Annotated in this window: 17 protein-coding genes, 4 tRNA genes and 2 pseudogenes; 8 read left to right on the top strand and 15 right to left on the bottom strand. The window is 44.9% G+C overall.

Annotated features, from left to right (window positions below; translation table 11 throughout):
• Positions 1–64: 64 nt before the first annotated feature.
• The gene (locus tag ACKLNH_RS00320) at positions 65–1,507 is read right to left on the bottom strand and encodes a phospholipase D family protein (RefSeq protein ID WP_413110246.1); all 1,443 of its coding nucleotides are present in this window, start codon (positions 1,505–1,507) and stop codon (positions 65–67) included.
• Between the two features lie 494 nt (positions 1,508–2,001).
• Between ACKLNH_RS00320 and ACKLNH_RS00315 the strand changes: the two are divergent.
• A pseudogene (locus ACKLNH_RS00315) lies at positions 2,002–2,128 on the top strand (transposase); the annotation flags it as partial.
• 61 nt (positions 2,129–2,189) lie between these two features.
• On the opposite strand, the gene ACKLNH_RS00310 reads toward ACKLNH_RS00315, so the two are convergent.
• From ACKLNH_RS00310 to ACKLNH_RS00295, 4 genes are all read right to left on the bottom strand, one after another.
• Positions 2,190–2,265 (bottom strand) — tRNA-Val (locus tag ACKLNH_RS00310).
• 48 nt (positions 2,266–2,313) lie between these two features.
• Positions 2,314–2,390, bottom strand: a tRNA-Val gene (locus ACKLNH_RS00305).
• Positions 2,391–2,442: 52 nt separating this feature from the next.
• Positions 2,443–2,519, bottom strand: a tRNA-Val gene (locus tag ACKLNH_RS00300).
• Between the two features lie 367 nt (positions 2,520–2,886).
• Positions 2,887–3,039, bottom strand: coding sequence for a LysR family transcriptional regulator (locus tag ACKLNH_RS00295; RefSeq protein ID WP_413110745.1), 153 nt, complete (start codon positions 3,037–3,039; stop codon positions 2,887–2,889).
• Positions 3,040–3,275: 236 nt separating this feature from the next.
• On the opposite strand from ACKLNH_RS00295, the gene glpD reads away from it, so the two are divergent.
• From glpD to ACKLNH_RS00280, 3 genes are all read left to right on the top strand, one after another.
• Positions 3,276–4,799, top strand: a complete 1,524-nt coding sequence (gene glpD, locus ACKLNH_RS00290; protein WP_413110245.1) for a glycerol-3-phosphate dehydrogenase — start codon at positions 3,276–3,278, stop codon at positions 4,797–4,799.
• Between the two features lie 181 nt (positions 4,800–4,980).
• Entirely contained in the window at positions 4,981–6,678 is a 1,698-nt protein-coding gene (locus ACKLNH_RS00285) for a phospho-sugar mutase (RefSeq protein ID WP_413110744.1), read from the top strand.
• 127 nt (positions 6,679–6,805) lie between these two features.
• Positions 6,806–7,249: a hypothetical protein gene (locus tag ACKLNH_RS00280; protein ID WP_413110244.1), complete on the top strand. Its 444-nt coding sequence runs from the start codon at positions 6,806–6,808 to the stop codon at positions 7,247–7,249.
• A gap of 2 nt (positions 7,250–7,251) precedes the next feature.
• Here the strand turns inward: ACKLNH_RS00280 and ACKLNH_RS00275 are convergent, their stop codons facing one another.
• Positions 7,252–7,467 (bottom strand): VF530 family protein, encoded by a 216-nt coding sequence (locus tag ACKLNH_RS00275; protein ID WP_413110243.1) that lies wholly within the window; start codon positions 7,465–7,467, stop codon positions 7,252–7,254.
• Positions 7,468–7,612: 145 nt separating this feature from the next.
• Between ACKLNH_RS00275 and ACKLNH_RS00270 the strand changes: the two genes are divergently transcribed.
• Positions 7,613–7,936, top strand: coding sequence for a cupin domain-containing protein (locus ACKLNH_RS00270; protein ID WP_413110242.1), 324 nt, complete (start codon positions 7,613–7,615; stop codon positions 7,934–7,936).
• Positions 7,937–8,056: 120 nt separating this feature from the next.
• Here the strand turns inward: ACKLNH_RS00270 and ACKLNH_RS00265 are convergent.
• Positions 8,057–9,379 (bottom strand): annotated as a pseudogene (locus tag ACKLNH_RS00265) (MATE family efflux transporter); the annotation flags it as partial.
• 314 nt (positions 9,380–9,693) lie between these two features.
• Between ACKLNH_RS00265 and ACKLNH_RS00260 the strand changes: the two are divergent.
• Positions 9,694–10,149 (top strand): exoribonuclease R, encoded by a 456-nt coding sequence (locus tag ACKLNH_RS00260; protein ID WP_413110241.1) that lies wholly within the window; start codon positions 9,694–9,696, stop codon positions 10,147–10,149.
• A 64-nt stretch (positions 10,150–10,213) separates the two neighbouring features.
• Here ACKLNH_RS00260 and ACKLNH_RS00255 read toward each other — a convergent pair whose 3' ends face one another.
• Positions 10,214–10,546 (bottom strand): VPA0510 family protein, encoded by a 333-nt coding sequence (locus tag ACKLNH_RS00255; protein ID WP_413110240.1) that lies wholly within the window; start codon positions 10,544–10,546, stop codon positions 10,214–10,216.
• A gap of 306 nt (positions 10,547–10,852) precedes the next feature.
• Between ACKLNH_RS00255 and ACKLNH_RS00250 the strand changes: the two genes are divergently transcribed.
• Together ACKLNH_RS00250 and ACKLNH_RS00245 are read left to right on the top strand one after the other, a co-directional pair.
• Positions 10,853–13,063 (top strand): bifunctional metallophosphatase/5'-nucleotidase, encoded by a 2,211-nt coding sequence (locus ACKLNH_RS00250; protein WP_413110239.1) that lies wholly within the window; start codon positions 10,853–10,855, stop codon positions 13,061–13,063.
• A 79-nt stretch (positions 13,064–13,142) separates the two neighbouring features.
• The gene (locus ACKLNH_RS00245; protein WP_413110238.1) at positions 13,143–14,264 is read left to right on the top strand and encodes a YibE/F family protein; all 1,122 of its coding nucleotides are present in this window, start codon (positions 13,143–13,145) and stop codon (positions 14,262–14,264) included.
• A 71-nt stretch (positions 14,265–14,335) separates the two neighbouring features.
• Here the strand turns inward: ACKLNH_RS00245 and ACKLNH_RS00240 are convergent, their stop codons facing one another.
• From ACKLNH_RS00240 to ACKLNH_RS00210, 7 genes are all read right to left on the bottom strand, one after another.
• Complete coding sequence (locus ACKLNH_RS00240) at positions 14,336–15,061, bottom strand: nitroreductase family protein (protein ID WP_413110237.1); 726 nt, start codon at positions 15,059–15,061, stop codon at positions 14,336–14,338.
• Between the two features lie 144 nt (positions 15,062–15,205).
• Positions 15,206–15,715 carry a DUF2301 domain-containing membrane protein gene (locus ACKLNH_RS00235; protein ID WP_413110236.1) on the bottom strand — a complete coding sequence of 170 codons (510 nt, stop codon included), beginning with the start codon at positions 15,713–15,715 and terminating at the stop codon, positions 15,206–15,208.
• 152 nt (positions 15,716–15,867) lie between these two features.
• A complete protein-coding gene (locus ACKLNH_RS00230; protein WP_413110235.1) occupies positions 15,868–17,796 on the bottom strand; it encodes an EAL domain-containing protein in 1,929 nt (642 codons plus the stop codon).
• 283 nt (positions 17,797–18,079) lie between these two features.
• Positions 18,080–18,156, bottom strand: a tRNA-Pro gene (locus ACKLNH_RS00225).
• Positions 18,157–18,318: 162 nt separating this feature from the next.
• Positions 18,319–18,801, bottom strand: a complete 483-nt coding sequence (locus ACKLNH_RS00220) for a YajQ family cyclic di-GMP-binding protein (RefSeq protein WP_413110234.1) — start codon at positions 18,799–18,801, stop codon at positions 18,319–18,321.
• 15 nt (positions 18,802–18,816) lie between these two features.
• A complete protein-coding gene (locus ACKLNH_RS00215; protein WP_413110233.1) occupies positions 18,817–19,887 on the bottom strand; it encodes a 3-deoxy-7-phosphoheptulonate synthase in 1,071 nt (356 codons plus the stop codon).
• A 243-nt stretch (positions 19,888–20,130) separates the two neighbouring features.
• Positions 20,131–21,582: an alanine/glycine:cation symporter family protein gene (locus ACKLNH_RS00210; RefSeq protein ID WP_413110232.1), complete on the bottom strand. Its 1,452-nt coding sequence runs from the start codon at positions 21,580–21,582 to the stop codon at positions 20,131–20,133.
• Between the last annotated feature and the right edge of the window lie 143 nt (positions 21,583–21,725).

The raw sequence follows: 21,725 nt of genomic DNA, 5'->3' as shown, positions 1-21,725 counted from the left end.
TATGTCTTTTATTTCTGGTTTATAACGGCCTGTTGTTGCTTTTCGGTATGTAGAACCTGCTCAGCTAGAGTTGTGATTCAACAGGCAATAATCCCATTAAGACATTGGCGCTGCGTTTTAACCAACTCGTACCGGGTTCGACGTTGTAGCTTTCGTCACCTAATGTCCAAACAATCTTGTCACGCTCATCTAGAGTGAGTTCAAAAGCGACCTGATATAACGTGGTGTTAATTTCATTGGCAATATTTTGTGATAACGGTTCAGAGAGCAGCGTGACACCGATTTCTGTATTTTCAAACACTGAGCGCGGGTCGAAGTTAAAGCTACCGATAAAGGTGGCTTTGTTATCAAGAATAAAGAACTTGGCATGCAAGCTGGATTTTGACGCAAATCGGTCGCTAAACGAGTTGTATTGACGTTTTTTTACATCTCTTCCATCAATTTCAAATAGACGAACACCCATTTTTAACAGCGCTTTACGGTATTTGGCATAGCCAGAGTGTACGATTGGAACATCATTTGAGGCCAGCGAGTTAGTAATAATCGTGATGTTAATACCACGCTCTCGCAGCGACTTGAAGTACGCAACGCCTTTATCGCCGGGAACAAAATAGGGTGAAACTAAAATCAGATCGGACTGTAAAGAACTAAATAGTGACTCTAGTTGAGGTGCCATCATCAAGTCGAACTCGTCGCGCGGCGCGGTAATTTTTTTGGCTTTGTCGGCGCTGACTAATACGTTTGACCAAGTAAAGTCGAGTTGAAAGATGCCATTAGCATGCACTAGGTTACTTTCTCCAACCGCTCGTGCATATTCAGAGTTACTTTGTTCTTCTAAGTGCTGACTTAACGCATTTCGTTGCGCTGTGAGTTTTTCTTGATCAAATTCAAACTGGAATTTATCCACAACATCTCTGGCAATGGGGCTATTCCAAAAATCATCGAACACGTTAGAAATCTGTTGTGTGGCAGGCTGAGATACCATGACGTCTAAGTCAGCAAAGATGACATCGTCGTTTGCCCCAAAATACTCATTTCCGATGTTACGTCCACCGATAATTGATAACTGGTTGTCAGCTATCAGCGCTTTGTTGTGCATCCTACGCGTTTTATAGCTGTTAACTTTCACTAATTGGCTAATCATTGCCCTGCTGCGGGAGAAAGCATTGAACAGACGGATATCGATATTAGTGTGGGCATTAAGGGCATATAGGGCTTTATCGTTCCCGAAGCTACCCAAATCATCAACCAATAAACGGACTTTTACGCCGCGATCTGCCGCCAGCAACATCTCATTAGCAAGCAGTTGCCCGGAAAGGTCATTTTTAAAAATGTAGTACTGTACATCGAGACTATGTTGCGCCTTACGCATGAGTGCAATTCGAGCGACAAGTGCATCGATGGGGTCGGCAAGCACGAGTGATGCTGATTTGTCTTCAGGGTGCTTACCACGAAGGCGTGCCATACTGCTGGCGAGATAGCTTGGTTCTTCGCGGCTAATCGACAATTGTGACTCAGAATGTTCACTGTAGCTGGTAGACGAGCAGGCATTTAATGCGATGCAATACACTAGTGCCAGCAAAACAAGGTAGTAACGCTTTAAGATAGTCGTTTCCTTTTTCTATGGGTCGTTGAAGCTATATTCGAAGAGTCTACTAACATTTTTTCTTTTCGATTAAGTATGATCGCTCGTCTGCATGTTGCAAGAAAGCAACGGTGAAGGCAATAGATTCATTGGCGCTACTAACAATTTGCTACAAAAGTAAATATTATTAACTGTTTTGGTGCTATTTTGCCAAGAAGGTGTGTTTCGGGTATAGAAAACTCTTAGAAGAAATCAAATAGAAGTATCGATATAGACACCCTTATTATTGGCGCACTTTCCCTTTATCTCCTATACCAAATCAGGTGATTAGAAGTGAGGAGAAGAGATGCCAAAGCCACGTAAGCAACAGTTTGGAAGACACAGCGCATTACCATTGTGTGTCACGTTGTGTTCGTAGAGCATTACAAGGTTTTATTAACTCGATTTTCTCATTAGCCAAGGCCCCACTACTCATGTATTAGTCGACGGGCTAAAACGGTTGAAGTTGGCTTCAAAACGAATACGCGAGGTCCGATTCAACACCATAATTTTTCTCAATGTAAACGCAAAAACCCCGCTCAAAGAGCGGGGTTTTTTACTTAAGTGGTGGGCGATACCGGGCTCGAACCAGTGACCCCCTCCTTGTAAGGGAGGTGCTCTCCCAACTGAGCTAATCGCCCTCAATAATCGCGATGGGATTCTCTTTCGAGAGTGCGATTATTGGAATTTGGTGGGTCTAGGCAGACTCGAACTGCCGACCCCTACCATGTCAAGGTAGTACTCTAACCAACTGAGCTATAGACCCAAATTCTGTCTTTGCCGTTTTGCCTTTGGATTATAAAATCTAAAGGAAACGTTGGTACGACCGAGTGGATTCGAACCACCGACCCCCACCATGTCAAGGTGGTGCTCTAACCAACTGAGCTACGGTCGTACAGTGTCTCATCAGAGAACGAGAAGAATGATAATCAGCTTTAACATTGGATGCAAGTAACTACATTGAAATTTGAGGATAAATGGGATTGTTTGCTGGAGAAATCATCAATATGGCGAAAATTTAGCGTTAGGTTTCTCTCATTAGATGCTGTCCCTAGAGAATTTAATAATTAAAACCATAAGAAAACACTGTTACGCTACGGTGTCACTTTTCTTTTTTACGCCTGATGCATTATCAAGAAACTCGTCAACAGCAAAGTCTATTAGTGCTCGTGTTTTTCTAGGCATGACCGTTCCCGACAAATAAACGGCACAGATAGGAAGCGAGCTGGTTTCATAGTCATTAAGTAATTGAGTGAGTTTGCCTAATTTAATGTCATCATGCAGGATGAAGTTAGGGCAAGGAGTTCCTGACCCGTTGGCGTTAAGCTAACTTTACGAGTGGTTCTTTGAAGAAGCCGCCCACCAATACGCTCTTCCAACAATGCCACATATTTAGATGTTAAGCGATTAGATATGCCCCGGCCCTTGTTATTGCTGGCGCATCAAACATAGATGAATTGCTGGCGCATCAAACATAGATGATGAACTTATTTATATCACCGAGGGGTTTGATTTGGGTTCCATATCAATGCGTTCATTTGTATTTCACGACAGCGCTTAGGAGCGACCTATATTAATTGATGGAAAATGGGCGTTGTATCCTATGCTCATTATATGAGCAAGATATCCGCGGGTTGTTGAAAGGGGTGACATGGATACATTGGATGTAATTGTGATTGGTGGTGGCATAAATGGGGCGGGTATTGCCGCAGATGCATCGGGGCGCAACCTTAAAGTGGGTTTATACGAAGCAAAGGATTTTGCATCAGCAACGTCCTCGGCGAGTTCGAAATTAATACATGGCGGCCTGCGTTATCTAGAGCACTATGAGTTTCGTTTAGTAGCAGAGGCACTAAGAGAGCGTGAAGTGTTATTAGCGAAAGCTCCGCATATCGTGACGCCCATGCGATTCGTTTTGCCACATCGCCCGTTTTTACGTCCCGCATGGATGATCCGTGCCGGGCTGTTTCTTTATGATTTTTTAGGCAAACGTACAACATTGAAAGGGTCTCATGGCGTTGATTTAAACGACTCTGCGATAATGAAACCTGAAATTATGAACGGCTTTGAGTATTCAGATTGCTGGGTGGATGATGCGCGACTCGTTATCGAGAACATTAAACAAGCAGCGCAAAATGGTGCTGAAGTGCGCAACTATTGCCGCGTTGAAAAGGCTGAGCGCGAAGGTGCTTTATGGAAGGTAACCTTATTTGATGAGACGACGCAGCGTGAGGAAATCCGCCGGTGCCGCGCTTTAATTAATGCGGCAGGCCCCTGGGTGAACAGTGTCATCACCGAGCAATTGGAGGCGGTATCACCACGAGGGATCCGCTTGATTAAAGGGTCACATATCGTAGTGACAAAGCTGCATAACGACCCACGTGCCTACATCCTTCAAAATGATGATAAGCGTATTGTCTTTGTTATCCCGTATTTGCACGACTATTCGATGATAGGTACCACAGATGTGGAATACCGTGGAGAGCCACGCAATGTGGCAATAGAAGAGAGTGAAAAACAATATTTATTGGATGTTGTCAACGCGCATTTTGTTAAGCAGTTAGATAGCAGCCATATCGTCTGGTCATTTAGTGGCGTTCGCCCACTTTGTGATGACGAATCGGACTCACCGCAGGCCGTAACCCGAGACTATACACTGAATTTGGAACAACACGATGAACAAGGGCCGTTACTGTCTATTTTTGGTGGAAAGTTAACGACATACCGTAAACTCGCCGAGACAGCAATGCAGCAACTTAAGCCGTATTTCCCTGAGATGGGCAGTGCTTGGACAGCGGGTGCATGTTTGCCCGGTGGAGAAGGGTTTGAATTCTCACAATGGGATACGCGACTTTCTCGCATGCAGCCCTGGATGTCAGTGGCATTGCGCCGACGCTTATTGCGCCAGTATGGTTCAAATGTTCACACGCTTCTTGCTGAGGTAAAAAATAAAACCGATATGGGAGAAGAGATTGCGCCAGAGGTGTTTAGTAAAGAGATGGAATATCTGATAAACCATGAATATGCTATTACCGCGAATGATGTGTTGTGGCGGAGAACCAAGCTTGGTGTGATCTTAAATGAAGCGCAACGTGACGCGGTCACTCTTCATTTTGCCCGTTTAGAGGAAGAACGCGATAACTCGGTGAGTAATAAGACCGCCATCTCCCAATAATTATCGCCTGACGAACTTTTTGTGAGCCACATACCGATGAATAATCAGGGATGTGGTTCTTTACGTCCATTTCGGTGCTTTTTTGGCCATACTAAAAGAAAGGATAATAACTCGATATTGCGCCAGTGAGAGGAGATAGAGGATGAACCCAGTATCTATGGATTCAGCACAAGTGAAGCAGATATATGAGCAAGCAAAAGCATGGCTTGCGCGTGATATTGATGATGTATCACAAGCTGAACTGAGTGAACTTATCGATAGAAAAGCCACAGATGAACTGATTTTGCGCTTTTCTTCTCGTTTGGCATTTGGAACCGCGGGTTTGCGAGGGGTAGTAGGTGCAGGCCCTAACCGAATGAACCGGCTAGTGATCATTGAAACGGCGACAGGGCTTGGCCATTACTTGCAACAACACGTACCTGATGCCAAACAGCGTGGTGTGATTATTGGTTATGATGGCAGAGTCGATTCAAAGCAGTTTGCTAGAGATGCCGCTGAGGCATTGATGGCACAAGGGTTTAACGTTTATCTGACCGAGCAGGTTGCCGCGACGCCCATTGTTGCCTTTGGCATTACCAGGCGGAATGCCGCTGCAGGCATTGTGGTAACAGCGAGTCATAATCCGCCGCAATATAATGGATTTAAAGTCTATTGGCATAATGGTGCGCAGATCATCCCCCCGCACGATGCGGGAATTGCAGCGAAAATAGAGGAGGCTGCACAACAACCAGTGAGGCAGATGCCGTTGCCAGAAGGAGAAAAGCAAGGCCTGTTGCATTGGGTGGGCGATGTCTATTATCAACAATATAAAGCTGCGATTCTCTGTCATCCGTATAGTGCTTCCATTACACCAAGTCATCTAACTATTGCGTATACTGCGATGCATGGTGTTGGTGCAGAAATGGCTGAAAGCCTGTTAAAAGAGGCGGGATTTCATTCAGTTTATAGTGTGGCGTCACAGCGAGAGCCTGATGGCACATTTCCAACGGTTAACTTTCCTAACCCAGAAGAGCCCGGAGCCATGGACTTGGTTGAAGAGGAAGCCGAATGTTGTGGCGCCGATTTAGCCTTTGCTAACGATCCTGATGCCGATCGTATTGCTGTTAGCGTTAAAACTCCTCAGGGAAATTATCAACGTTTAAGCGGTGATCAGTTTGGTTGTTTGTTGGCCGACTACCTATTGAGCCAATATCCTAATGGGATGGTCGGTAATACCATCGTTTCGTCAAAACTGTTACAGCAGATCGCCACACAGCATGGCGGGGTCTATTTTCAAACGCTAACAGGGTTTAAGTGGTTATCTAATGTTGCAATAGATAAGCAGTCAGCGAACCATCCGTTTCTAATGGCCTACGAAGAGGCGATTGGTTACTGTGTTGGGAGCACCGTTTGGGATAAAGATGGATTGTCAGCACTGCTGATATTTGCACAGATGACGGAAATATTGGCTCAGCAAGGCATAACGGTTTGGGATAAGTTAGCCGAGATATATCGTCAACATGGTTTCTATTGCAATGCGCAGCACAGCATTGCCACCCAAGCCGGGCAGCCGTTGATTGGCGACAAGCTCCGCGCCCAACCACCAACCGATATTGCTGGCATACCCATTCGATGTTGTCATGATTTTGCTACAGGTTTGAGTACCCATACCGATGGCACGCAAAATCCGGTGGAGTACCCGTTAAGTGATATTCTCATTTATGACTTAGATGATGGCTCGCGTGTGATTGTGCGCCCGTCAGGCACTGAGCCCAAAGTGAAGTGTTATTATGAAGTTGTCATCGAGATGAATGAAGGAGAAGATTTCTTTGCCGCACAACGTCGAGCGAACGCGAAAATGACGCGAATGGTTGAAGCGCACCAGAGGACATTACGTTGATGATGGGAATGATGCATGTCTGCTGTTGCACTGGTAGGCAAAAATAACCTGCAACAAATGGGATTACTCGTTACACTGTCGCGTAAAGTCGCCGGAGAAAGTCGGTTAGCGAGTTTAGCGAGATAATATGATAAACAAAGACGGGTTACGTCAGCAATTGGTGCATGAATTAGAACGGCAGCGGCAAAATGCCCTGTGGGCGGCGGATAACGCTCATAACGCAGCAACGCACGAAGAGAGCAAAGCAGAAACCCAATACGATACCATCGGGTTAGAGGCAGCGTATTTGGCGCATGGGCAGTCTCAACGTGTGGCAGATTGCGAGAGTGCGATATTGCGTTTAAAAGCACTGGTGCTTCGGGAATTTACCGAAGATGATGAGATAGACATTGGTGCTATTGTTACACTTAGCCAAGGTCTTCGGTTATGGCTGTTACCTGTGGCTGGTGGGGAAAAGCTATTAAATGATATTGTTGTGGTGACGCCGGCCTCACCACTAGGGACCAAATTGATGGGGGCTTATGTGGAAGAAGCCCTTGATGATGGCCGACAAATTTGTGCGATTGAGTAGGGTTAAAAAAACGACTCAATATAGAGCGCTTCGACTTTTTCACGTGCCCACTCGGTTTTACGCAAGAACTTCAAACTAGATTTAACACTGGGCTCATGGTTAAAGCAACGGATGTCGATGCGCTTTCCTAACTCTTCCCAACCATAATAAGCTTCTAAGTCGGTGACCATCATTTGCAGTGTTACACCATGAAGTGGATTGTTCTTTTGTGTTGTCACGTTAGCCTCTGTTTATTTTGTTTCGCTGCTGTTGGGCATCATATACATAACGCTGATGAAGGTATAGTACTAAGCCTGTTTAACTGCTTACTTCCTTGAAGGGCGTTATATGACGTTACGCTCACCGATATATAAGGGTGAATAGGTGGATATACAAGTCAATAATCTGCTGAGTCAACTACCAGATGCTTCGGCGAGTGAACAGTTTAGCGACTTGCTAAACTGTGCAACGCTAAGGATTGAGCGGATCGTTTCTCGAGGGCAGATAACACCGGAAACAAACTGGTACGAACAAGACCAACATGAATGGGTATTACTGCTAGAGGGCAAAGCGAGATTACAATTTGAAGATAGGGAAGTCAGTCTACAAAAAGGCGACTATGTTCATATTGCTGCAGGGTGTCGACATCGGGTAAGTTGGACTGCGCCCGATATCGATACGGTATGGTTAGCCATTTTCTATTTGTAATGCTCGCCACTCGCCATTAGCTACGCCCAATCATTACGCGGCAATAGGCTGTTGATACGCAATAATGTTTCTCTCTTCATCTGTCGCTAGGTTTGGAGAGAGATCGGCCAATGGTGGCTGCCAATTTGCTGAGCGCCAGCGACGCAGCATAATCATGCCTCGGAACCATTCATCAGTGGCAGTGCCCAACCAGATCCCAATCACACCGAAAGCAAATTGCACGCCAAACAACCAAGCACAAAATACTCCAATGCCCCACATGCTAAAGATCCCCACCTTAACAGTAAACGCCATATCACCAGCACCGCGTAGCGCACTAATAATAATGAGGTTAGCGACGCGACCCATTTCAAGAACAATGCTACCAATCATGAGGCCAGCGGTAAGGGCGGCAATTTCAGGGTTGTTTGTAAAGATAGCGACAATATCGTAGCGAAACAGTGCAAATAGTACAGTTACCGTCGTTGAAACGGCCAGTCCAGCGACAAAGTAACGCTGCACACGCTCGGTAATGTCGCTAAACCACTGCTTGCCCATATAGTAACCCGTCTGAATTTGTGTTGCTTGGCCCACAGAGAGTGCAAACGTGAAAGACAAGCGAGTAATATTCAGTGCATACGTATAGGCAGTGAGGGAAGCTGTGCCCATTTGGGTAACGAAATAGATCATCACCATTTGCGATACATTGTACGACAGCATTTCGCCAGCATTTAGCATGCCGAGCTTGATGGTTTTCTTATATAAACGCTTTTCGATTTGGCGGAACTGCAACAAAGGCACCGCAATTCCTTGGCGGCGAATCATATACCACATTGCAATTGCAGCAATGAGTTGACAAACCACAGTAACAGTGGCGACGCCAGCCACCCCATAAACAGGTAATCCAAATGGGCTATAGAGCACGCAATAGTTACCAGCAATATTGCCAAGTCCAGTGATTAGGTTGATTAGCATCGGCTGTTTTGCGTAGCCGTGACAGCGAAGAATGGTAGAAAAAGTGATGCCAAGGCTAATGGTGATAATTCCAGTTCCGGCAATCAGCAAATATTCTAGGGCGTATTGTTCGACAGCAGGGGCAAGGCTGTACAGCGAGAGAACAGGGCTGGCACCAAAGAAAGCAAGAACACCTAAAAGTAGGCCAATTGCTGTTGATAGGCAGACACAGATCACCGCCACTTGTGCCGAACCTTGATGATTACCAGCACCATTATATCGGCTAATGAGAATGTTACCGCCGCTGCTTGCCATCATAGAGATGATAATCAAGAAAAAGGTCAGTTGACTGGTTAAGCCAACAGCAGCAACGGCATTATCTGAATAGCCACTTAGCATAAAGACATCACTGACGCCCAGCAGAATACGTAATGTGGTTTCAATAAAAATGGGCCACGTTAGGGTAAGGATGCCCATGCGCTTTGTCATGCTACTATCTGTTGTTGTCATTTATTGCTCGTTATTAGGGTCAGAGTTTTTGTTTTTTGTGATTCGGGTTGGATGTTACGTCTGTTTTTTAGTTATAAATACGATCCCCGTCACGTTATGGTTGCGGAGTGTACAACACTGTTGGAATCGTTTCCATACAAAATTAGTGCTAAGTTAAATATAAAATGGCAGTAAATTTATAATGTTACGCAGTTGCAGGAAAGATGATCGATTTGTTACTTCTCTAGCTCAATTTAACCGTTCAGTGTGGATTGGAAAATGCGCCGAACGCACGTAGAATGTCGCCAGAATAATATGTCGGATAAGAGAGAAGTATGGAACGAGACTACCGTTTAGCATGTTTAATGACCATGCCACGGCATGAACTCGAAGAGTTTAGTGTGCGTATGCTGGGCCGAATGGTACCAGAAGAGACAATGAGTGAGCTGTTCACTTTCGAACAAGAAGAGGTAAGCAGTGAAGAACGTATGCGCTCGGCACAATTTGATGCCTTATTACGCTTGTCTGCGATTGCGTTGAGCGAAACTCAACAAGCTTTTGATGACTCAGAGCATGCAAAACAAAACTGTCAACGTATGACTCGCCTGCTATTGTGGCATTTCTATGCGATTTCTTTCCAGCTGGAAGAGGCCGTAACCTTGGAGCAACATTGCGAACGGGTCGAACGAATTGTTCAGAATGCACCACAAGATGCATTTGGTTGGGTGAAATTGCTAACAGAACTCCTGCACGAATATGCAGAGTTAGCAGATGTGCCAGGTCAAGATTAATCTATGACAGTTGAAGTGCAGGGAACCAGCCCCCCCAAAAGACTGGCTTCCTGTCGTTATTTGCTCACAGAATGATGTTTATATAGCGATCACCCTTTCTACGATAATAGTGCCCATCAACCACCGCATAAGTGAACGGACCAATTGTGATATAGCGGGTACGTTTTGGCAGTTTTTTGTGATGATAATAACGGTGCTTTGGTTTATGTTTGGGTGATTTGTACTTCTTTTTGTGGTGCTTTTTCTCTTTAACAATAATGACTTTATCGTGTTTTTTGTGATGATGTTTTTTAGCATGCCCTGGTGGTGTATGAGAAGGTCTTGCTTCTGCAGGCGTACTCGTTACACCCAAAGAAATAATTAATCCAAATAATATGGTAATGAACGTTTTTAACATGAGTGACTCTGAGTTTGAATTTGTTGATAACGATAGGGCAGTTTGATTTGTTGTTTGTCAATAGACCGTCAAATAGATTTTTGCACTTCCCTCGTCATTTTATCAATAGCTTTTCTCTATCCTGCACCTGTTGCGATCAAGTTAACAATTAACATGCAACGGATTACATTTTACCTTACAGACATACATCTTACCGAATTTACATTTTGAAACACTCGTGCTCAAGATAGTGTTTTTATTCTAATCCAAAGGCGTATATTAGCCGACGTAAACGTTTCCCTAATTAAACGAACGACATTTATTACTATGATGAATAAAAGCAAATTGACTGCTGTAACAACTGCTGTTGTTGCTGCTCTAGCTAGCGCCTCTGCTCTAGCATTACCAACATGTGAAACCCTAGCACCGACGCCAGAAGTGATCGTTAAAGGGCAAGATAGCACTTTGACATCTCAGACCATCACTATCGGTGCCACTGGTGATATGCACGGCCGTATTTTTGCTTATGACTATGCGCTTGACGGTGTTGACCGTAACGCAGGTTTTACCAAAATTGCGACATTGTTGAAGCAAGAGCGCGAAAACAATGAAAACATGCTGATGATTGATCTAGGTGATACCGTTCAAGGTAACTCAGCAGAGCTTTTCAACAATGAACCCGTTCACCCTGTTGTTGATACCATGAATGCATTGCAATATGACCTGTGGGTGCCTGGCAACCATGAGTTTGATTTCGAACGTTCGTTTATTGATCGTAATTTACGTGCCTTTGATGGTGCGGTGGTTTCATCAAACATCATATGGGATAAGAACGCGACTGAGTGTGATGCTTCTGGAGAAGAAGTGCCATTCTTGCGCGGTTATCAAGTATTTGACTTTAATGGCGCTAAAGTTGCAGTCGTTGGTCTAACGCCGTCTTGGGTAAAAGTGTGGCAGGCAGCCTCACCAGATAACTTCCGCAATCTAGACTTCAAATACGAACTAGATGCAGTGACAGATGCGGTTAACGAAGTAACAGCCAAGCATCAACCAGATGTGATTATTGGCGCACTGCACTATGGTCGTAAAGAGCATGGTACAGGTGTACATGAAATCGCTTCTAAGCTTGCTGATAAGTTTGACGTTATCTTTATGGGTCACGAGCATGCTCGTTTTATTGAGCAGGTAAATAAGGGTGACGATCCAACCCAAGAGATGAAAGAAATCTCTGTAAATGGTGAGTATCAGCAAGAAGACAAAGCCCTTTCTGGTGTTTACAACCATGAAAATCGCCATGAAAAAGTGAAGATCATTGAACCAGGTAACTGGGGTTGGGCACTGGCTAAGGCTGATATTGAATTGGCAAAAGATGATGCGGGTAAATGGCAGATTGTTGATACAACCCTAGCTAACCGCACAGTGGCAGACATTGAAGAGAGTGCTGAATTGCAAGAGCAGATGCAGCGCATTCACAAAGCGTCTTCTGACGATGCCAACATGAAGATTGGTAACGTTGAAGGCAACTTCACTTATTCAGCTAACGGTGCAGCAGATGAAGCGGTACTAGAAGACCGTGTGTCGAACAGTGAAGGCATGCGTCTGTATACCACCATTCACTCTGCGAAACTGTATGCGATGCCATTGGTTGATGTGATTAACCAAATTCAAATCCGTACTGTTGAAGAGAAGGCTGTTGATGCAAATGGCAATGCAGTGAAAGTCGATGTTTCAGCAGCGGCACTGTTTTCTGATGCCTCTAACTTGTACCACGGCCAAGATTATCATAAGAAAGACAGTGCAAACCTCTACATGTACGACAACGAGCTAGTTGCCGTAACCATTAAAGGTGAGCAACTGAAAGACTACATGGAGTGGTCATACAGCTACTTTAACCAGTATCAAGACGGTGACATTACAGTATCGTTTAACCCAGATGTGCGAGCATATAACTACGACATCTTTGAAGGGGATTTAACGTATACGGTTGATCTTAGCAAACCTGCGTACGCTAACGGTGGCGATGGCGAACGTATCACGATTACCGAAATTGGCGGTGTAGCCTTCGATCCGAATGCTGATTATGTGTTAGCCATTAACGATTACCGCTACGGCTCAACCATGCTTCCAAAAGGCTGGATCTCTGAAGACAATGTAATTTGGGACTCTTCAAACGAAGCGACGTATGCGGTACGTGATATGTTGACCGATTTTGTTGCTGACGTGGGCAAATTAGACGCGAATGCATTTGCAAATGCTAATTGGCACATCAAACAAATGGGTACCATCAACGACAAGGGTGAGCACCTAACCAAAGGTGAGATCACCGCCTTGCGTGACGCTGAAGGTCAAGCTCTTTGGGCGCAACTACAGAACAAAGAAATTTGTGTAATGCGCTCTGGCGCAGGCGACCGTACTGCGATTCATAAGTCAGTCAATATTGCCGATGAGAATAGCTGGTTTGCGAACCCGAACTATTCAGAAACAGCAACAGAAGCTGAGCTATACGAAGGTTGTGCTTACCAGCATCAACCCCAGTAAGCATTAAAACTAGCACAATAGAACTGGCGTCAGGGAGAGGCTCTCTCTGGCGCCTTTATTGGTTCCGAGCGTAAGAAAAATGAAAAGAAGTTGGCTGTTTTCTCTGTTTATTGTCGTGTTATCGACGTTAATTTTATGGGGCTCGCCGAAGGTGAGTGAGGGGTTTCGCCCTGCAGCATACACGCAGCAAACATTTGCCAAAGCCGTGGTTGATGAAGTGCTGGTGGAGCAGATCCAAGCTGATGCGATGGTACCCAGTATTGTTACGGGTAGGCAACGCCTTAAAGTTACCTTAGTGACAGGGGAAGAAGCGGGTAAACAGGTGGAGGTTGAGAACAGCATCAGTCGTCTACACAATGTTTATCTACAACAGGGCGAACAGTTTATCTTGTTAATTCGACCGCAAGGCGAAAGAGTTATCTATTGGCCATTTAACCATGATCGTGCTGATGCCGTGTACTGGATGGTTGGGATCGTGGTGGCACTGATTGTCTTGCTCGCTGGCATGCAAGGGTTGAATTCAGTCATCTCACTCTACTTTACAGGTGCGTTATTGGTTGGCGTGTTGATCCCTGCTATTTTTGCTGGCATTCATCCAATTCCAGTGACGCTGTCACTCATATTTATTAAAATAGTGGTTAACTTTCTGTTGGTCGCAGGTTGGAATAAAAAGTCATTGGTTGCCATGTTGGGGACTCTGGGTGGCGTATTCGTTGCCGGTTTCATGGCACAACTGTTTGGTGAGATGGCACAGTTAAACGGTCTTTATCTAGAAAAAGGCGAAGATCTGCTCTACCTAGGTGGTCGAGGTCAAATTCAAATCCGTTGGTTACTCTTTGTCGCGATTATGATATCCGCATTAGGTGCAGTGATGGACGTTGCGATATCCATGGTTTCGTCTTATCACGAATTGCGAGAAGCAAACCCAGAACAACCTGAACGGCAGCGACTGTTTGCAACGATACGTATTGGGCGCGATATTCTCGGTACGATGACCAATACATTGGTATTGGCGTTTGTTGGAAGTGCACTGACCACCATCATGATGGTATGGGGTTTTCAGATGCCGATGATTCAATTTATGAATATTCCAGCATTGTCACTGGCAATGATTCATGGTTTAGCGGGTAGTATCGGCTTGATTATGACAGTGCCACTGACCGTTGTGATTGCGAGTTTCATTTATCAACGCAAGTCTTAACATCTAAACGCTGACAGTCATTATTGACTGTCAGCGCCGCATGGCATCGAGGTAATGCGGCGATTTACGGTTTAGTGAGTAAAAATAACGTCACTACTATCTACGCGCATCCGCTCACCATAAATTCCTTCCTCTGTACGCTTACCACAGCTGATGACCATGCAGATTTCATCGCCTCTGGTTAGGCCCAACATTTTCTTAATGCGAACAGAGTCAAAGCCTTCCATTGGGCAGGTGTCATAGCCTTGGTCTCGCATTGCGGTCATAAATGTCATCGCTGCTAATGAGGCGCTTTTGTGTAGGCAAACACGAACATCCGACTTTGTTACCTCTCGCATCATAGGGCCGCGTAAGCCTAATGCGGTGGTCAGAACCTTACGAGCAAGACCAAATAAGCCAAAGCGATCATTGTTGTAAATGAACGGCATGAGCTTTTCATAATATTTGTAAGCTTTCTTAGCTGCTGCATCATCACGGCCACCAAAGTTACTTCTTACATATTCAGCATTGAGCGCCGCACGGGTGCGCCATTTACGAGGTGTGACGGTGAACACGACTAACTCATTGGCGCTTTTTGCCGCGTTCTGTCCCATACAGTAGTTAGCAAGCTCAGCGCGTTTATTGCTGTCGATAACACGATGGAACTCCCACAACTGCATATTTGAGCTGTTGGGGGACAAAACGGCTAAATCTAGCGCTTTCGTGACAGCGGTGTGATCGAATGCATGTTGTTGGTCATATTTTCTTACTGAGCGGCGACTATGAATGAGTTCTTCAAAAGGGCTTTGCGGGGTCATTTCTTTTCCTAACGGGCTAAGTATATCGGCTAGGTGTAGTGTACCGATAACCTGTGCATGTTACAAAGCGAGACAAGCGGTGTTTTTTAAGATAGATACGGCAATTGATTACACCTTTTTGGGTAAAAAGTATACACACTGCCGTTAGACGTCATACTTTGATTTATCACCAATATCGAAGTGTCTTGGCATTCTCCATTTGTAGATGCTCGTTACCAAAAAAAGAGACGCTGATATTGCGGCTAGCACTTTTGCCGCGATATCGACATCAAACACCATACAGAACCACAGCGCAGCCAGAATCAGAGGCTGTAGTGGCAATCCCGGAATTTTGAAGCAGAAATATTCTTTAAAGCAGAGCCCACCCAAAGTAATAAAAGCACCGCCCATGCCTATCATAGGAAATCCAAATACAAAGCACAGTAAACCTATCCATGTGGCGAATTGGAGCAATAGCCGAAAGGGCTTCATATAGATATGCAGTGACGACGCACACATCGCAGCACATAAGAAGACAAGGCTCTCAACCGGAAAAGTTAGGTTCCAAGGCAGAAAGGCAATCACTGGGAACGCCAGCGTAAAACCTAAGCGGTATATGATAACCGTAAGGTGATCCAATGGGTCCATTGGCGATTCAATATGTGGATCAGCCATTTTGATTCCTTATCTGTATTTTACGTCGGTCAGCTTGTGTGGCGACTACCTCGTCGCCACATGCAAGTTACTCTCTATGATTCATCATCCTATCAATAACATACTGTTATTGGCGAGATATAAAGTGTATTTGCATAGAATGAGATTTCCCATTAGGCGGTTTTCGCTGCTTCTGGATGATCAAATACATACCCTTGAAAACCGTTAATAAATAGGTCAGACAATTTTTCTAGCTGCCTTTCTGTTTCAACATGGGTGGCGATAGTCGTGATATTGAGCTGCATAGCTGTGCGAGATACCGAGGCTAATACATCACTGCGCTTCTCATTGTCTAGTTCAGAGGTGTATGCAAAGTCGAGTTTAACGTAGCTTGGACGTAATTTATTCAGATAATCGAGCGAACTAAAATGACGACCATAATTATCAATACCAAACTGAAAATGGTTCTGATGAATAATATCGCAAAGCAGGAACGCACTTGGCGCATGTTTCACAAATACCACTTCGGGCAGTTCAAACAGCAATCGTTCCTTTAGCGCATTATGTTCGCGCATTGTCTTCGCAAGCCAATGCATGAAGGCGGTATCACAAATGCTGCTGACAGTGAGATTGATTGCGACAGGACCCAATGTTGGGTCATAGTTTAGCTGCGATATCACTGATTCAATGATATGGGAATCCAATCTTGGCCCAATTTTAAGCTGTTCAACTGACCCGAGAAACTGTTTAGCGGTGTAGGTTTTGTTCCACTTATTAATCGATGTAAAAACCTCAAAGTGCATGGGTTCGCCGAGTCGATTGCAGGCTTTTTGTAGTTTAAACATGAACAGTTGTTGATTAATTGCCTCATCAATCAAATTGTGCCATTCATGTTTGCTTAAGCTATTCATGGCGTCGTGATGGCTTAACAGCGTTATCGGCTCGAGTGGGGTTTGACGAGCGATTGCGAGCGCGTTGTCAGCTTCTGCTAATAAGGTACTGGCCGTTTTTGGCTGAGATTTAAACACTAGACCGACAGCGCCGGGGGGAGGCGTAGCGGAGAGCGGGCTGTCTTGAATGGCGATAATGGCATGCAGCATCGATTTGCCAAGAAAGTTGAGCTCTTCGCTGCTGATATTTGGTGCTACTATAGCAAACTCTTTTTGTGACAAGCGTGCGGTAATGTAGTCTGCACCAGCTAGTTTATGCAGCCGTTCCGCGAGGGCGACGACCAGCTTGTCACCTTCTTCATACCCTTTATCGTGATAAGCTTCTTCGATCAAATCAGCGCAAAGCAGCGCAAAGCCACCGCTTTCATCACTGTTTGACCATGATTCAAGTTGGCTAATGAGAAAGCTTCGGTTTCCTAACCCTGATATCTGATCTTGATAAGCGCGTACCCTTAATTTATCTGCCTCTTTTACCTGAGTCTCGAAGTGCTGTTTTAATTGTTTAACAAGGTGATTTAACGTGTGGCTAATGGTTATTAGCTCTTCTTGTTTAGGCCGTTTAATTTCATTGCTTTGTTTATTATGAAGAAGATTGTTAGCTTGCTCTGCTAAATAGCGCAGAGGTTTGAATTTTTGACGTAACGTTAAGAAGAGAATAATGGCGAAAATAAATAAGAGCGCCAAATGCAGGACGCTAAATTTAATGACCTTTTGCCAAAACAAGTTGTAGTAAGGTTGTGCATCGGCAACGAGGGTAATTTGACCAAGCTGCACCCAGCCACTGGTAATTGTTTCAGTATAAGTAAAGTCGTTAAAGAGAGGTAAGGAGCTTAACCATAACGGTGTCGATATCTCTTGGGCTTGGTAGGTGAGAGTAATTATTTCCCCATTCCAAAGCAGGCGGAGTGCGATTTCATTGTAATAGCCGTTATCAAAAATGGCGTTTAAGGTTGTTTCTGCAGCTGCAATGTCTTTAGCACTGAGTGCTGATTGCAGAGCAAAGCTAACTTGTTTAGCCGTATCTACAGTACGTTCTTGCTGTTGGGTGATAAAGGACAACCTTACTTGATACAAGCTGCTTCCCAGAGCAATCACTGTGAGAAGAAATAATAGCCCAGATGCCCATGTAAAAATCTGCCTGTTTAACGTCATAATCCTTGACTCTTCTTTCTGTTATGTAGAGTAGAAACGTGTTGATTCTCAATATTTATTTGAGCGCTACTTTTAATATTGTGGCGGTTAAGAAATAGATGTCTAGAATGTTATTCAGCAAAATGAATAGTTCGGGTGTGATACCGACAACAGTTGTGTGATCTTGCTTCATTTACACCTGTGATGAGATGTGAGTCACGTTGTGTAATCAAAAGAAATAAATAGAGGGAGATAAATAAGTGTGGGTGTTTGGAGAGATAACAGACAAAAAAAAAGAGCTAATTGGTCGGAGTAGCAGGATTTGAACCTGCGACCACTTCACCCCCAGCGAAGTGCGCTACCAAACTGCGCTATACCCCGCCAATTAGCTCTTATAAAAGACTATATTAAATCAGTAGGTTAGATGTCAATATCTTTTATGGATATTGGAATCGAATGCTCAAACCTCCACCGCTTGCAATGTAAAAGGCAGCATAACCTACCAAAGAGGAAATCGCTGCCATAACCATGCGCGGGTGATAATTAATCGCGAAAGTTCTCGAACTGGAAAGGTTGTTCGAAGTCAGCTTCACGAATTACTGCCATAACCGACTGAAGATCGTCGCGTTTTTTGCCTGTTACGCGTACTTTTTCACCTTGAATCGCAGCTTGGACTTTCAATTTTTTGTCTTTGATCAGTTTAACTACTTTCTTGGCCACGAGGCTTTCAATGCCTTGTTTGAAGACAACATCTTGGTTAAATGTTTTTCCAGAATGGACAATGTCTTTTGTCTCCATCGCACGTGCATCGACGTTACGCTTCGCTAAGTTGCTTCTCAGAATATCGGCGAGTTGACCGACTTGAAAATCAGACTCTGCACGAAGCTTCACCACGTCTTTTTCGAGGGCAATTTCAGCTTCTACATTGCGAAAGTCAAATCGAGTAGTGAGTTCGCGGGCTGCGTTCTGCACTGCGTTACGCAATTCAACGGTATCGACTTCAGATACAATGTCAAACGAAGGCATTGTGTGTTCCTCTTGTTATTTTTGATTTAAAAGGGTGTTCATTCGAGCAGTACTTGCCATTGCAAGGCGCTCTAGCAGCTCAGCGCTATCTTCCCAGCTCAAGCATGCATCGGTAATTGATTGCCCGTAAGTCAGCGTTGGTTTCGGGGCAATAGGTTGATTCCCCTCGACTAGAAAGCTTTCTGCCATAATACCAGCAATGCTTGTTGAACCTTGCGCTAACTGTTCACAAATACTGTCGCAGACGTCGAGTTGACGTTTATGCTCTTTTAGGCAATTGCCGTGGCTGAAATCAACAACAAGTCGCTGTGGCAATGAAAATGAACTTAGGGCATTGCAGCATTGCGCGATAGAGTCGGCATCGAAATTCGGTGTTTTCCCGCCGCGCAAAATAATATGGCCATAAGGGTTACCACTGGTTTGGTAGACCGTCATGTTGCCTTGTTTGTCAGGGGAGCTGAAAATATGTGGTGCACGAGCGGAACGAATGGCGTCGATAGCAATTTGTACGTTGCCGTCGGTGCCGTTTTTAAAGCCAACCGGGCAGGAGAGGGCAGAGGCCATTTCGCGGTGAATTTGACTTTCCGTGGTCCGCGCGCCAATTGCGCCCCAACTGATGAGGTCGGCAATATATTGTCCTGTCACCATGTCGAGGAACTCAGTCGCGGTTGCCAACCCCATTTTATTAACGTTGAGTAACAGCTCGCGTGCTTTGTGTAAGCCGGCTTCAATATCGAAGCTACTATCAAGCAGAGGATCAGAGATCAGGCCTTTCCAGCCTACAACGGTACGTGGTTTTTCGAAGTAGGTACGCATAACAATTAAGAGCGAATCTTCATACTGAGTTTGAAGTGCTGCTAAGCGTGTGGCGTAATCCATCGCAGCGTCTGTATCGTGCACAGAGCAAGGGCCGACAATGACGAGAAGGCGAGAGTCCTCACCAGATATAATTGCTTCGATAGCCTGACGACGTTGCTGGATAAATTGAGCCGTTTCGTCATCAAGCGGCAATTGCTGAATGAGTGTTGCAGGACTAGGTAATTGTTTAATAGCCTGCGTTCTTAGTTCATCGGTTTTAATGGGCATTTCATAACCACGTGTAATTCGGACATGCATAAGATAACGAATAGTTGCCAATGAATAAACGTAAAATGTCGTTTCGGTCGATATTTACTGACTTAAGTGGAGATCATTGCTTCACCTGTTGGGCATTTAATCATTATGTCATGGTTTTTGGGGCCATGCCGAGGGGCAATGGTATTGTGTACTTGGGTCTTAATGTAAAAACACCGGGCATTAAGCCCGGTGTTTACTTATCTAATTTTGCTGTTAGGTGTTTTTAACCAGTTCACCATCCCAAGCTTCACCTTCTAGGTCATTTAGCTCTGGGAATTTACTTGGGTCGAAGCTTGGTACTTTACCCGCCTTTTGCTGCGTCTCATAATCTTTGATAACGCGGATAGCCAGACCAGATAGCATAACCATAGCAACAATATTTACCATTGCCATCATACCCATAGATACATCAGCAAGATCCCAAACTAACGGTAGTGAGGCAACAGAGCCAAACATAACCATGGCGAGTACCGCAAGACGGAAAGCAAATAGGCCGCGGTTATTGTTGCCGTTAAGGAACATGATGTTGGTTTCTGCATAGCTGTAGTTCGCAATGATAGAGCTAAAGCAGAATAGAATAATAGCAAAAGACATGAAATACGCAGTCCATCCACCAAGCTCATTGGTTAATGCTTGTTGAATTAGTGCGATGCCTTGTGCACTGCTTTCTGAGTCAAGTACGCCAGATAGCATCACGATAGCTGCAGATGCCGTACAAATGACGATGGTATCAACAAAAACACCGAGCATTTGCACAAAGCCTTGAGAAGCTGGGTGGTTCGGTGTTGGTGTTGCAGAAGCTGCTATGTTTGCCGCTGAACCCATACCTGCTTCGTTTGAAAATAGACCACGAGCGATACCACTGCGCATTGCTTGCGCGACAGTAAAGCCTACACCACCAGCGGCGGCTTCAGTCCAACCAAATGCACTGTTCACAATCAGTGCTAGTGCTGCTGGAAGGGCACTGATGTTCATCAATACAACAACGAAGGCCATAGCAAGGTAGATCATCGCCATTGTAGGGACAATTTTTGCAGAAGCTTGGGCAATCTTCTTAATGCCACCCATGATAAAGAAGGCAGAAGCCGCAACGAGTACAACACCAAGAACTGCTTTGTTAGCGCCAAATGAGTGGCTTAAGGCATCGGTAATTGTGTTTGCTTGCACAGCGTTGAAAACAAGGCCAAAGGCAACAATGAGGCAGACAGAGAACAATGAACCCATCCAGCGCATACCTAGGCCTTTCTCCATGTAATATGCAGGGCCGCCTCGGTACTGACCTTCGCTGTCTTGTACTTTATAAACTTGCGCAAGTGTTGATTCAACAAATGCTGTTGCCATGCCTAGCATTGCAATGGCCCACATCCAGAAGATAGCACCAGGGCCGCCAGCAGTAATCGCGACTGCTACGCCCGCCATGTTACCGGTGCCAACGCGTGCCGCCATAGAGGTGCAAAAGACTTGCCACGAGCTAATTCCTGTGCCTGCGTCTTTGCCGTTTTTCAATACGTGAACCGCATGGCCAAACTGGCGAACTTGGATAAAACCAAGGCGAGCGGTGAAATAGATCCCAGTCCCAACAAGAAGGTAAACCAGAGCGTGTCCCCAAAGTATCCCGTTCAGCATGTTTACCGCAGAGACAAATGCAGTGCTTAAAGCGTCCATATACTATTCCTGTAGTTAAAGTTCGATATTCGGCAGCTGCAAAAAAGATAAATAATAGTGGTTGGATTAAATTAACTAATCCGTGCAGTGCCTATCGCTAATCGAGCCGATAAGTTAGCAGGAAATATTATAAATACAAGGAT

Origin of the sequence: Thaumasiovibrio clandestinus (genome assembly GCF_047250365.1) — a bacterium.
Taxonomy (GTDB): domain Bacteria; phylum Pseudomonadota; class Gammaproteobacteria; order Enterobacterales; family Vibrionaceae; genus Thaumasiovibrio.
Note: the sequence above shows the minus strand (reverse complement) of the source record. Positions and strands in the feature narration are given on the sequence as shown.

Bases quoted from the DNA above. Each gene is read 5' to 3' on its own strand.
- glpD (WP_413110245.1), top strand. From the start codon at position 3,276: ATGGATACATTGGATGTAATTGTGATTGGTGGTGGCATAAATGGGGCG.
- ACKLNH_RS00280 (WP_413110244.1), top strand. From the start codon at position 6,806: ATGATAAACAAAGACGGGTTACGTCAGCAATTGGTGCATGAATTAGAA.
- ACKLNH_RS00260 (WP_413110241.1), top strand. From the start codon at position 9,694: ATGGAACGAGACTACCGTTTAGCATGTTTAATGACCATGCCACGGCAT.
- ACKLNH_RS00255 (WP_413110240.1), bottom strand. From the start codon at position 10,546: ATGTTAAAAACGTTCATTACCATATTATTTGGATTAATTATTTCTTTG.
- ACKLNH_RS00250 (WP_413110239.1), top strand. From the start codon at position 10,853: ATGATGAATAAAAGCAAATTGACTGCTGTAACAACTGCTGTTGTTGCT.
- ACKLNH_RS00245 (WP_413110238.1), top strand. From the start codon at position 13,143: ATGAAAAGAAGTTGGCTGTTTTCTCTGTTTATTGTCGTGTTATCGACG.
- ACKLNH_RS00240 (WP_413110237.1), bottom strand. From the start codon at position 15,061: ATGACCCCGCAAAGCCCTTTTGAAGAACTCATTCATAGTCGCCGCTCA.
- ACKLNH_RS00235 (WP_413110236.1), bottom strand. From the start codon at position 15,715: ATGGCTGATCCACATATTGAATCGCCAATGGACCCATTGGATCACCTT.
- ACKLNH_RS00230 (WP_413110235.1), bottom strand. From the start codon at position 17,796: ATGACGTTAAACAGGCAGATTTTTACATGGGCATCTGGGCTATTATTT.
- ACKLNH_RS00220 (WP_413110234.1), bottom strand. From the start codon at position 18,801: ATGCCTTCGTTTGACATTGTATCTGAAGTCGATACCGTTGAATTGCGT.
- ACKLNH_RS00215 (WP_413110233.1), bottom strand. From the start codon at position 19,887: ATGCCCATTAAAACCGATGAACTAAGAACGCAGGCTATTAAACAATTA.
- ACKLNH_RS00210 (WP_413110232.1), bottom strand. From the start codon at position 21,582: ATGGACGCTTTAAGCACTGCATTTGTCTCTGCGGTAAACATGCTGAAC.